This is a genomic window from Rheinheimera sp. 4Y26 (genome assembly GCF_025245835.1).
In the GTDB taxonomy this organism is placed as follows: Bacteria; Pseudomonadota; Gammaproteobacteria; order Enterobacterales; family Alteromonadaceae; genus Pararheinheimera.
In genome coordinates, this window is the sequence record NZ_JAOBWS010000020.1 from 16468 (window position 1) to 29136 (window position 12669).

Annotated in this window: 8 protein-coding genes and 2 tRNA genes; 6 read left to right on the plus strand and 4 right to left on the minus strand. The window is 50.4% G+C overall.

Annotated elements, in window-relative coordinates; translation table 11 throughout:
* Positions 1-9: 9 nt before the first annotated feature.
* On the minus strand, positions 10-723 hold the full coding sequence (gene cysZ / locus N3Z11_RS17390; RefSeq protein WP_260658473.1) for a sulfate transporter CysZ: 714 nt from the start codon (positions 721-723) through the stop codon (positions 10-12).
* 202 nt (positions 724-925) lie between these two features.
* On the opposite strand from cysZ, the gene smc reads away from it, so the two are divergent.
* From smc to N3Z11_RS17415, 5 genes are all read left to right on the plus strand, one after another.
* The gene (gene smc, locus N3Z11_RS17395) at positions 926-4351 is read left to right on the plus strand and encodes a chromosome segregation protein SMC (RefSeq protein WP_260658474.1); all 3426 of its coding nucleotides are present in this window, start codon (positions 926-928) and stop codon (positions 4349-4351) included.
* 21 nt (positions 4352-4372) lie between these two features.
* On the plus strand, positions 4373-5203 hold the full coding sequence (zipA, locus tag N3Z11_RS17400; protein ID WP_260658475.1) for a cell division protein ZipA: 831 nt from the start codon (positions 4373-4375) through the stop codon (positions 5201-5203).
* 187 nt (positions 5204-5390) lie between these two features.
* The gene (locus tag N3Z11_RS17405; protein ID WP_260658476.1) at positions 5391-6923 is read left to right on the plus strand and encodes a M20/M25/M40 family metallo-hydrolase; all 1533 of its coding nucleotides are present in this window, start codon (positions 5391-5393) and stop codon (positions 6921-6923) included.
* Between the two features lie 189 nt (positions 6924-7112).
* Entirely contained in the window at positions 7113-9152 is a 2040-nt protein-coding gene (ligA, locus tag N3Z11_RS17410) for an NAD-dependent DNA ligase LigA (RefSeq protein ID WP_260658477.1), read from the plus strand.
* A 135-nt stretch (positions 9153-9287) separates the two neighbouring features.
* A complete protein-coding gene (locus N3Z11_RS17415; RefSeq protein WP_260658478.1) occupies positions 9288-9809 on the plus strand; it encodes a DUF2919 family protein in 522 nt (173 codons plus the stop codon).
* 53 nt (positions 9810-9862) lie between these two features.
* Here N3Z11_RS17415 and N3Z11_RS17420 read toward each other — a convergent pair whose 3' ends face one another.
* Positions 9863-11491: a tetratricopeptide repeat-containing response regulator gene (locus N3Z11_RS17420; protein ID WP_260658479.1), complete on the minus strand. Its 1629-nt coding sequence runs from the start codon at positions 11489-11491 to the stop codon at positions 9863-9865.
* Between the two features lie 232 nt (positions 11492-11723).
* Here N3Z11_RS17420 and N3Z11_RS17425 point away from each other — a divergent pair, with 232 nt between their 5' ends.
* Positions 11724-12365 carry a hypothetical protein gene (locus N3Z11_RS17425; protein ID WP_260658480.1) on the plus strand — a complete coding sequence of 214 codons (642 nt, stop codon included), beginning with the start codon at positions 11724-11726 and terminating at the stop codon, positions 12363-12365.
* A gap of 131 nt (positions 12366-12496) precedes the next feature.
* On the opposite strand, the gene N3Z11_RS17430 is transcribed toward N3Z11_RS17425, so the two are convergent.
* Positions 12497-12572 (minus strand) — tRNA-Val (locus tag N3Z11_RS17430).
* A 20-nt stretch (positions 12573-12592) separates the two neighbouring features.
* Positions 12593-12668, minus strand: a tRNA-Val gene (locus tag N3Z11_RS17435).
* Position 12669: the final 1 nt, after the last annotated feature.

The following is a 12669-nucleotide window of genomic DNA, read 5'->3' on the forward strand; positions in this document are numbered from 1 at the left end:
GGTGCAGAGTTAGCGCGGATAATGACTGCTTTTAAACCGGTCAACCCAAAGGGCTGTGGCACCACAGACGGCGACCGGCATCACCAGTAAATTTAAAAAGGGCACCATGCTGGCCACCGCCACTGTCATGCCAAAACCATAACTGCCGCTTAAATCAGCACGCAACTGCTGGCGCATGGTATCAAAAGGCACTTTATGGTTGTCATAGGCATAATCACAATATTGAATGGCCATCATCCAGGCAGTAAATAAAAACCACATCAGCTGACCCACCAGCGGGATAAAGAAAAACGCCAGTAAAAATACCAAAGCCCTTGGAAAACAATAAACAAACTTGGTCCATTCCCGCGCCAGCATTCTGGGTACATCTTTTAAAAATGCAGCAAAACCCTGATCCGGCAAAGCCTGACCTGTCAGGTGTTGTTCTACTTTTTCACTCAAAAGTGCATTAAAAGGTGCGGCAATAAAGTTGGCGACCATGGTAAAGCTAAAGGCCAGGGTCAGCACTGTACTCAGCACTAATAAGGGCCAAATCACATAAGATAAAAAAGATAAAAACTCAGGCACAAACCCCATCAGGTAATCGACCCAGCCCTGCACCTGTTGCAGCAGGAAAAAAAACGCCACGGCAAATAACAGCAGGTTAATGGTGAGTGGGATCAGCACAAAACGGCGTAAACCTTTGGTGCTTAATAAACCCAGACCCTGAAAAAAATAATGCATATCAACTCCCTACACCCAACGGCGTTATAGCAGTGCTTTGATGACAACAGCGCGATACCAATTTTGCCTAAAGCAGCAGTACATCTGCTCAATTGCGGCTAGCTTAGAAGGCAAAGCCCTGATCGGCAATAGTTTTACCGTGACACCCCAAAGTCATTTTGTTACATTCTGTAAGTGCAATAAGGCCGATAATAACGAAAGCATGCGTCTTAAACAGATCAAACTCGCCGGTTTTAAGTCTTTTGTTGACCCCACTCAGGTGCCATTTCCAGCGGCCATGACCTGTGTGGTGGGGCCAAACGGCTGTGGTAAATCCAATGTGATAGATGCAGTACGCTGGGTGCTGGGCGAAAGTTCGGCTAAAAATCTGCGTGGCGACGCCATGACAGACGTTATTTTTAACGGCTCAACCCAGCGTAAACCGGTATCTCAGGCTTCTGTTGAGCTGGTGTTCGAAAATACTCAGGGCAAATTGCAGGGTAGCCTGGCCGATCGCAGTGAAATTTCACTGAAACGTTTGGTCACCCGTGACGCCCAGTCGCATTATTTCCTCAACGGCAGTAAATGCCGCCGCCGTGACATTACCGACATCTTTTTAGGCACAGGCCTTGGCCCACGCAGTTATGCCATTATCGAACAGGGCATGATTTCCAAACTGATAGAGTCGCGCCCGCAAGAGCTTCGGGTGTTTATTGAAGAAGCGGCCGGAATCTCCAAATATAAAGAAAGGCGCCGCGAAACCGAAACCCGTATTAAACACACCCGCGATAACCTCGACCGGTTGGCGGATGTGCGTGAAGAGCTGGGCAAAAACCTGGATAAACTGCGCCGTCAGGCCGCCACCGCCGAGCGCTACAAAGAACTCAAAGCCACAGAACGGCGGTATAAAGCTGAACTCACTTGCTTAAAATGGCTGTTTTATAACAACCAGTTACAGCAGGCAGAACAACAACTGGCGGCACTGGAGCTGGATTTAGCCCAGTTTGAAACCCAGGGCAGCGGCGGTTTTTTAAAGCTGACCGAACTCAAAACTGAGCTTGATGAAGTACGCCAGCAACTGGATGCCCGCCAGCAGCAGTATTATCAGCTTGGGGTGAATATCAGTGCGCTTGAGCAACAACTGCTACATCAGCGTCAGCGCCGGCAAAGTCTGCAGGATGAAAAACGCAGTCTGGCACTGAATTTACAGCATGGCTTGGATCAAATTGGTGAAGAAGAGGCGCAGCTGGAAGCTTTGCAGCAACAATTGCTGGAGCAACAACCTGACACTGAAATGATTACGCAGCAACTGGAAGAAGTGACAGCGCAGTTATTGTTGCTGGAGCAGCAGCAGCAGGATCAGCAGCAGGCGCAGCTGAGCGCTCAGCAACAGCAATTTCAGTGGCAGCAAAAGCTAAAACAACTGGAACTACAAGCCGAACATAAAAAGCTGTTGCTACAACAAAACAGTGAACGTCAGCACAAACTCAGAGCGCAATATCAGGCACTGGTAACTCAGGATTTGGCCGCTGAACTTCAGCAACACAACGAGGCGCTGGCGGATACAGAGCAGCAGCTGTCGCAGGTTAGGGCCGAGCTCAAAGTCTTAAGTAGCGAACTCGAGGCGCAGCAACAGCAAAAAGTGCAGCTGCAACTTCAGTCGCAAAAAATTGCCCAGCAGCAACAACAACTGAGTAGCAGCCTTGCTGCGCTTGAGAAAGAACAACAAAAACTGCTGCAGCAACAACCCTTGTTACCGCAATTACAGGTTGCTGATGGCTGGTCTGTTGCCGTGGCAGTGGCTTTGTCAGCGTTGAACTTTAGTGAAATTACTGCTGGCCATCAGCAGGACGCTGCCGGTCATTATTTGTTTGCACAGCAACAGCAACAGCAGCGGGCAGAATCAGCTACAGCAAGCCTGGCCTCTAAGGTGTCAGGTGATTTACTGCCGGCTTATTTTGCCCATATTTTGCTGGCTGCGGACGATAGTAGCGCCCTTGCCATGCTGCCCAATCTTTTACCTTATCAGTCGGTGATGCTGCAAAATGGCCACTGGTATGGCCCGAACTGGCGTATTGTTGCCGGCAAAAATGAGCAGGACAACCCACAGGCGCTGTCAGAACGGGCAGCAGAACTTCAGGCTGAACTTACTGCCCTCAAACAGCAGCTCTCTGGCGTTGAACTTGAGCAGCAGCAACTGCAGCAACAGTTGCTGCTGCAGGAGGAACAGCTTCGCGAGCGACAGGGCAGGGCAGAAGCGCTGAAGACTGCAGTGTCCGGGCATCAAACCCAACTGTTGTTATGCCAGCAACAGCAGCAGCAACAACTGCAGCAACTGCAGCAGTTGCAACAAGAGCTGGCGCAGCTTACGCAATCAGAGCAACAAGATCTGGCAAGCCTCGAGCTGTGGCAACAGCAGCAGCTGGAGGTGCAGGCAGAGCTCGACGCCCATCAGGCGCTGGCGCAGGATACCCAGGCCGCGCTGATGCAGGCACAACAACAGCTACAACAATGGCGCGCCCGCCAGCAACAACTGAGTCAACAGCAACAACAACAGGCACTGAATCAGGTCAGTCTGGAGCGGCAACTGGAAGCGGCCCGCACCCATTTAACCCGTAGTCAGCAGCAGCAACAACAACTGGCCGATAAACTACAGCTGTTAACGGCGCAGCTGGATTTACTGGACGAACCGGACGGCGAAGATCAGGAGCAGCTGCAGGCCTGGTTGCTGGAGCGTGATGAGCTTGCTGCCGCAAAACTACAGCTGCAAAACCAACAGTCGGTGCTGGAGCAACAGCTGCGCGAGCTGGAGCAGGGCCAGCATGGTTTACAGCAGCTATTGGCGGCCAAACAAAAACAAATTGAAAGCGCAAGACTCGACGCTGAAGGTTTTCGTGTGCGTGCCAACAATATGCTGGAGCTGTTAACAGAGCAAAAAGTGAATTTTCGTGAGCTGCAGCAAAACTTACCGGCGGATGCCACTGAATCTGTCTGGCAGCAACAACTGGATAAAACCAGTGAAGCATTAAACCGGCTGGGCCCCATTAACCTGGCGGCCATTGACGAATTTGCCCAGCAGGATGAACGAAAACAATATCTGGATGCCCAGCATCAGGATTTAGTCAGTGCGCTGGACACGCTGGAAACCGCCATCCGCAAAATTGACCGCGAAACCCGGCAAAAATTTAAAGACACCTATGAGCAGGTGAACTCGGGTTTACAAAGCTTGTTTCCGAAAGTGTTTGGCGGCGGCAGTGCTTACCTCGAGTTAACAGATGAAGATTTATTGGAAACAGGGGTGAGCATTATGGCCAGACCCCCTGGTAAAAAAAACAGTACTATTCATTTATTATCAGGTGGAGAAAAAGCATTAACCGCTTTATCATTGGTGTTCTCAATTTTCCGACTAAATCCGGCACCATTTTGCATGCTGGACGAGGTTGATGCTCCGTTGGACGACGCTAATGTAGGGCGTTTTTGTAATTTAGTCCGGGAGATGTCTGAAACGGTGCAATTTATTTATATCAGTCACAATAAAATTGCGATGGAAATGGCTGCACAGCTGATGGGGGTGACCATGCAGGAACCCGGCGTATCACGTGTAGTGGCTGTAGATGTGGAAGATGCCGTGAAAATGGCTCAAGCCTGACAGAACAAAAAGGTAAAAATGATGGCTGAAGAATTTCGTTATGCGTTAATTGTTGCAGGTGTATTAGGTATGGCGGCGCTGGTGATCCATGGTTTATGGAGTAACCGCAAACAAAACCACGAAGCAAAAAGCCGCTTTTTTGATGAAGACAAACATAGCGAAGTGGCCGAAGGTTTTGATGAGTTTGGTGTAGGTAAAAAACGTAAACTGGCACCGGGCGAAAAACCCCAACCAAAACCGGAAATTGTAAAAGCACCACGCAGCGACAGATTGCGCGAGCCGGTGAAAAAAATCCGTCGTCAGGAAGCTGAGCTGAGTGCAACTGAACGCGCAGAGCCGTCCATGTCATTCAGTGCTGGCGCAGATGATGAACAGCAAACGTCTTATCAAATGGACGAGCAGGTGCAACAGGCTGAGCCTGTGACCAATGAAGTATTAATTTTGTATGTGCTGATGCCGGAAGGCCAGGACATTAACGGCGCTATGTTGTTGCCAAGCCTGCTAACCTTAGGTTTTAAATATGGTGAAATGAATATTTTCCATCGCCATCAGGATAGCGCCGGCTCAGGCGAAGTGTTATTTAGCCTGGCCAATATGTTTAACCCAGGTACTTTTGATTTGGAAGAAATGGACAAGCTGCAAACCCGTGGTTTAAGCCTGTTTATGACCTTACCAGGGCCTGGTGAAGCGCTGCAGAACTTTAACCTTATGCATAGTGCTGCAAAAAAACTGGCTGAAGAATTTGGTGGCCAGGTGCTGGACGGTCAGCGCAGCATGCTCACAGTACAAACAGTACGGCATTATGTGGAACGTATTCGTGAGTTCCAGCGCCAACAGCTGTTGCGTGGTTAATACCTTTCGCACTTCACTGTAAAAAAAACCGCCGCCAGGCGGTTTTTTTATTGCCCATGCATAGCAGGTGCTTGTCATGCTGATATCACAAAATTGTCATGTAAATATCCGGTGCTTTTAACGGTCTTTTCTAGGCTTGGTGCGCTATCAACCGATAGTGATTCTTATAAAAACACCAGGAACAGTTATGAAAAGTTTAATGTTATTGCCTTTGTGCTTATTGGTTTTACCTGTGCTGGCCGATCCGGTCTGGATCACTTTGGATCCGGCCACTGCGGCACAATTAAAAAATGCGCCTTACAGCCTGCACCCGCGGGAAAATCTGCAATTGCTGCAAAACCAACATAGTTTGCCGCAGACGCCGGGGGCGATTCGCCTGCCGGTACTGGCACAAATTCAGGAAGAGGATATTGCGGCGCTCAGCAGCCAAATTCACCGTGAATTACACCGTTGTGGTGGTTTTATTGCCCATAACAGTCTGGAAGAAGCCATGGCTGCACAGGCCAATCCAGTGTCGCTGGCCACTTTTAACGCACCGCCTCTTACACAAGCCACTTTGGTCAATAGCAGTTTGCCACTGCTGAATAACGCCAGCATTGCCCAGACTATTGCCGATTTATCGGCTTTTACCAACAGGTATTACAACACCACGGTCGGCAAAAATGCGGCCGATTGGATAGCCAGCCAGTGGAGTAGCCTGGTCTCGGGTTTAAGCTGGGTCAGTGTCAGCCGCGTTAGCCACAGTGGTTACAATCAGCAGTCGGTGTTATTAACCATGACCGGCAGTGAAAGGCCCAATGAAATTGTGGTGCTGGGGGGGCATCTCGATTCCATCAATCAAAGTGGCACCACTGAAAGTACCAGAGCGCCGGGTGCTGATGATGACGCTTCCGGTATTGCCACCCTAACCGATATTATCCGGGTGATGGCCAGTCAGGGCCTGCGGCCCAAGCGCACTATTAAATTTTATGGTTATGCCGCGGAAGAAGTGGGGCTTAGGGGCAGTAAAGATATTGCCAATGCGGCAGCAAGCGCAGGGCATAATATAGTGGCGGCTTTGCAGCTGGATATGACCAACTACAAAGGCAGTGCTGAAGATATAGTGTTGATCACCGACTACACCAATGCTTCATTAAACAGCTATTTACGTAGCCTCATCAGTACTTATCAGCCTACCTTAAAACAAGCCAATGATGTTTGTGGTTATGGCTGCTCCGATCATGCTTCATGGCACAATGCCGGTTTTGCTGCCGCTATGCCGTTTGAGGCCCGTTTTAACGCTTCCAACCCGCGCATTCACACCACAAACGACACACTCGCCAATTCAGACTCCAGTGCCTTACATGCGCTGAAGTTTGCCAAACTGGGGTTGTCTTTTGCGCTGGAGCTGGGCAATGCCGGCAGTTCCACACCGCCACCTGGCAACAGCGGCCAATGGACTAATCTGGCGGCAAGTTCAGGCCAGTGGATTTATAAAACTGTGACAGTGCCGGCGGGCGCCACCTCGCTGCAGGTTAATAGCAGCGGTGGCACCGGAGATGCCGATTTATACCTGCGGTTTGGCAGCAATCCAACCACCAGCAGCTATCAGTGCCGTCCTTATAAAAACGGCAATACCGAAAGTTGCAGTATCAGCAATCCACAGGCCGGCAGCTGGTATATTGGCCTGCGCGCTTACAGCAGCTTTAGTGGTGTGACTTTAAGCTGGCAGCAAAACTAATCTGGTGGGGACATTATTGCAGCCGAAGGAGGCCTCATCGGCCTCCTTTTTGCTTCAGACTGGCAGAGCCCGTTATTATTTGTGCAGTTGGTTAGCAAGCGGACGACGCAGCAGCTTTTGCCTCTTGCACTCAGCCCAACTAGCCCCCATGCTATAGCCCATCAAAAAAAGCCCGACCCTGTGAATGTGATGACTCAGATAAATTCTTCCGATGCCGCCCTGGTGCAGATAACCAAGCTTCGCGCGCAAATTAATCAGCATAATTATCAATATTATGTGTTGGATAACCCCAGTATTCCGGACGCAGATTTTGATCTGCTGTTTAGACAATTACAGCAGCTGGAACAGCAGTTCCCTGAGCTGGTGACTGCAGATTCGCCTACCCAGCGTGTTGGCGCCAAGCCTTTGGATAAATTTGGTCAGGTGCAACATCAGGTACCGATGTTGTCGCTGGATAATGCTTTTGCCGATGAGGATTTCAGGGCCTTTTATCAGCGGATGGCGGACCGGCTGGACCAACAAACTGAATTTACATTTTGTGCAGAGCCCAAACTCGATGGTTTAGCCGTCAGCATCCGTTATGAAAACGGCCTGCTGGTGCAGGCGGCCACGCGTGGCGACGGTTACACCGGCGAAGATATTACCAGCAATATCAAGACTATCCGCTGTATACCGCTCTGCTTACAAGGGGATTTCCCGCCTGTGCTGGAAGTGCGCGGCGAAGTGTTTATGCCGCTGGCCGGTTTTGAGCGCATGAACGAAGAGGCTAAACAAAAGGGTGACAAGGTGTTTGCCAACCCGCGTAATGCGGCGGCCGGCAGTTTACGCCAGCTCGACCCGAAAATGACTGCGAGCCGCCCTTTAAGCTTTTACGCTTATGCGGTGGGTGTAGTGCAGGACCCGGACAGTAAACTGGATAACCAGAGCCATTATCAGCGTTTACAACAACTAAAAAGCTGGGGCTTGCCGGTGTGCCCGGAAATTCGTTTATGTAAAGGTGCCGACGCAGCGCTTGCGTACCATCAGCAAGTTGGCGAAAAACGCAGCAGTCTGCCTTATGAAATTGATGGTGTGGTGCTTAAAGTCGACAGCCTGACGCAGCAATTGGCGCTTGGTTTTGTGTCACGGGCGCCACGCTGGGCCATTGCTTTTAAATTTCCGGCACAGGAAAAAACCACCCGTTTACTGGATGTGGAATTTCAGGTGGGCCGCACCGGCTCTATCACGCCTGTGGCAAGGCTGGAGCCGGTCAGTGTGGGGGGGGTTACCGTATCCAACGCCACTTTGCACAATCAGGATGAAATTCAAAGGTTGGGCATTCAGATTGGCGACACTGTAATAGTGCGCCGTGCCGGTGATGTGATCCCACAAATTGTCGCTGTGGTGCCAGAGCTTCGTGAACAAAGCCGGGAAATAGTGTTCCCCACTCAGTGTCCGGTATGTCAGTCGGATATAGAGCGGGTAGAAGGCGAAGCCGTCAGCCGTTGTAGCGGCGGGTTATATTGCCCGGCGCAGCAAAAAGAAGCACTGAAACACTTTGTGTCGCGTAAAGCGCTGGATGTCGAAGGTTTGGGTGACAAACTGATAGAACAGCTGGTGGACGAAGGCTTGGTACACACGCCTGCAGATATTTTTAAGCTGGATATGCCGGCGCTGGTTGGACTGGAGCGGATGGGCGAAAAATCAGCGCTGAAGCTGCTGGCCGCTATCGACAACGCCAAAACCACCACACTGCCGCGATTTATTTATGCCTTGGGTATTCGTGATGTCGGCGAAGCCACGGCGCTTAATTTAGCGAATCATTTTCGCAGCTTAGAAGCTTTGCAGCAGGCCACTTTAGAGCAGTTGCTGGCGGTTGCCGATGTGGGCGCTGTAGTCGCAGGTCGTTTGTTACATTTTTTCCAGGATGCCCATCAGCAGCAGGTGATCAGCGAGTTAATTGCTGTGGGTCTGCACTGGCCGGAAATAGCCGCCAAAGCTGAAGTGGCACAGCCGCTTGCAGGCCAAACCCTGGTATTAACCGGCACTTTAACGGCAATGGGGCGGGATGAAGCCAAAGACAAACTGCAGCAGTTGGGCGCAAAAGTGGCAGGCTCGGTGTCGGCCAAAACCCATGCGGTGATTGCAGGCGATAATGCCGGTTCTAAACTGGCCAAGGCCGAAGAGCTGGGGGTGGCGGTTTGGACAGAAGATCAGATGCTGACGCTTTTTGCTGAGCATGGTCTTTAACAGGAGCACGGGCTTTAAAATGAGGTCTTGCAGTAACAAAAGTCCACTGCGCCCGGACTATGTCAGTGCCTTGTGGTCAGCGCCTGCTGCAGTGGCAGGCGTTTTAATGGTCAAAGGCGGGGGCGCTTGCCGCTAATGACAGCACAACCAAAAAAATATGCCGAACTGCCGTTACTGGACGCTGATGGTTTACATCGGGTGCCAAACCGGTTGTATTTGTTATTGTTGTTGCTGCTGCGCCCTTATATCTGCTGGTTGCTGACCTTAACTTTGCCGGCGGAACAGCGTTCGATGCTGGGCTGGATTTATCCACAAAGTGCTGATTTTGTCCGGGCTTGTCTGCTTTGTCTGCCGGTTTTGCTGGTATTTGCGGCCCTGACCCAAAGGGTGCCTTATGACAAAAAACTCAGGCGTGGCCGGGCGAAAAAATTCTGGTTTTTTATCTGGCGCCACAGCAAATGGTTATTACTGCCGGTAGTGGCGGTAGATTTATATTGGACTATCAGCCACTTGCCGCCTTTTGTTGCGCTGAACGCGCCCTGGTTGTTGCTGGCACCACTGTTTTTAATTTTGGCTTTGGCCTGGTTGCTTGGCAGTAAAAAACTGCCGCTGGTGTTTGCTGAATGGCCGGAAGATAAAGAACAGGCCGACAGTTAAAACGAACAAGCCGACAGTTAAAACGAACAAGCCAGCAGCGAAGATGACGTTGATTAGCGGGCGAACACCGAAGGATGTTTGAGCTTCAGCTGTTCAAAACGGCGGTTTTGCTCAGGATCCAGTTTGCCTTTTTCTATGGTGCGCAAACAGGCCTGGGTCAGGTGCTGGCGTTTTTGTGGTGGCAGCAGATGTTCCGGTGCCGTCAGCATACTTTGTAATAAGTTCAGCGCTATGCCGCTGTTGCGCGGCAATAACCGGAACGCATGTTCAAAAGCGGCCAGCGCAGCCTGCCAGTTGCCATGCTGAAAATGCATAACGGCAATATTGTTCAGCTCACGCGGTGGTGTGGTCAGTTCAGCTCGTTCGTTACTTTCCTGCTGCAAATAACTTTTCAGATAAGGATCGGTTTGTTGTTGCTGACAATAGCGGGTGATTTGTTCAAACCATTGTCTGGACGCCTGGCTAAGTCCAACCTCATGTAAAGCTTTGGCTTTATCCAGCGCAGCTTCCAGGTTGTCGATCACTATGTTGTGATGATCAAGTTCAGCCAGCAGTTTTTTCGCTTTGTCTTTTTGATCTTTTAAATACAACAAACGTGCCTGCACCACCAGTTGCTGCTCTTTGGTGTCGGCATCGGGAAACTGGGATTTCAGATTACTCAGGCAATCGTTTGCCTGTTTGCTCAGTTTGTTGGTTTCACCGTCTTCATCCAGACTCACGGCAAAATCAATACAGGCGCGCGCCAGATTTAAGTACAGCTCCGGCTGCTCATACATAGAATAACGGGCAAATTTCACCATATCGCGGGCGGCTTTATATTGCCTTTCATAGTCGTGATTGAGCCTGGACAGTTGCTGCAGTTTTTGCTGGCGGAATAAATTGCGTGGTGCCAGTGAAGTGGCCTGCTCCAGATGTTGTTGCGCCAGTTCAAACTCGTCACGGCGAAACTCAAGTTCAGCCAGCTGCTCCAAAGCAAAGAGTCTGGTTTCACCTTTTTGTTCCAGCTGCTGCATTTCTGCCGTGGCCTGGGCTACATCCCCTTTGGCCAGCAGGGTTTTTACCAGCCCCATTCTGGCCCAGTTAAAAGGTTGTACGGCCAGCACAGAGCGGAAAAATAGCTGGGCTTTGTCATAATCGGCCAGCTGTAATAATAAATCGCCTTTAAACCTCAATAACACCGGCACCAGCCTGGGGGTTTGGCCTTCGGCCAGCATGTGATCCAGCTGCTGCAGGGCGCGGTCGAGCCGGTTTTGCTCCAGCCACTGGTAAATCGGCATCAGCTCCTGTTTGCGTTTAAGCACCCGTTCGATCCGGTTCTGCAGATCGCGCATGGTATAGGGTTTAGCAAGAAATTCATCAGGTTGCAGCTCCAGTACACTGTAAACCAGAGACGGGTCAGTTTCGGCGCTGATAAAAATAAAGCCGGTGCTGAGTTTTTGAATGCGCCGTACTTTTAGTTCTTCGTACAGCTGATAACCGTCTTTGCCCTGTTGCAGGTTAAAGGAGCAAATAATCAGGTCAAACTGGCGGTCGTTGCACATCTGCAAAGCGGATTGGGCTTTGTCGGTAAAATGCACCTGGGTATAACCGAGCTTTTCCAGCGCAAACCGCAGATAGTTTTGCGCCAGAGCCTGCTCGTCGATGATCAGAATTTTAATTTCTCGGCTGAGGTTTTGATCCATCAATAGGCCAGCGGGTCTGATAGGAGATAATTGGTACTATAGCAGGACAGAACTGACGATGAAACAGGCACTTGAGCGCCGTGTCTTTGGTGCGTTTTTTACATTCTGCTGACAGATGGTTACAGCTTGGCACCAGTGCTCTGGTTAGGCTGGAGTCAAACCTTCAGCGGAGATCGATATGAACTACAAAGTGTATTGCTGTTTACCCCTCTTACTGTTGGCCGGTTGCAAAGTGCAGCTGAACAGTGACGATAAAGACGCAGAATTTGACTATCAATTTAATCTGGGCGCACAGGGCTGGCAGGCCGGTTTTGCCGATTATCCACCTGACAATGCTGATATTTATCAGCTCGATGCCGGCATTAAAACTTTGCCGGCAGGTTTTAGCGGCACTGGCTTTATGTTATCCGGCCATAACCGCAGTGACGATTTGTTTATGTTTCTCAAACGCCGGATCAGCGGGCTGGAGCCTTCGACCCGTTATCAGGGCAGTGTCAAGGTAACTTTGTTGTCCCACAGTGGCGCTGGTTGTGTGGGTATTGGCGGCGCGCCGGGTGAGTCGGTATATCTGCATTTTGGTTATGCCGATATAGAGCCAAAACAACAGGGTTATACCCTGAATGTCGCCAAAGGGAATCAAAGTCAGGACGGCGCTCAGTCTAAGGTGCTTGGCAATATTGCGGTCGCGGGTGTGCCTTGTGATGGCAGCAAGTATCAGGCAAAAACTATCAGTTCAGTTGCTGATAAAAAACTGACCTTTACCAGTGACAGCAGCGGGTCGGTTTGGATCTTCATCGGTACTGATTCAGGTTATGAAGGTAAAACCACCTTGTTTTATCAGGGCATTGAGTTAAAGCTGACGCCTGTTTTGTAGTTTGGCCGGATGAGTTTTTATGAAAAACAGCTTTATGCGAAATCTGATGGTGCAATAAAAAAGTGCCTTGAAGCGACTAGGTTTTGACAGGGTTGCTAACTCAAGTTCTGGCAAGGAGGTATTAAAAGATATGGTGGATGGTACTGGGATCGAACCAGTGACCCTCGCCTTGTAAGGGCGATGCTCTCCCAGCTGAGCTAACCATCCTGGGGCTTACTGCTATTGATTGGTGGATTGTACTGGGTTCGAACCAGTGACCCCCGCCTTGTAAGGGCGGTGCTCTCCCAGCTGAGCTAACAATCCG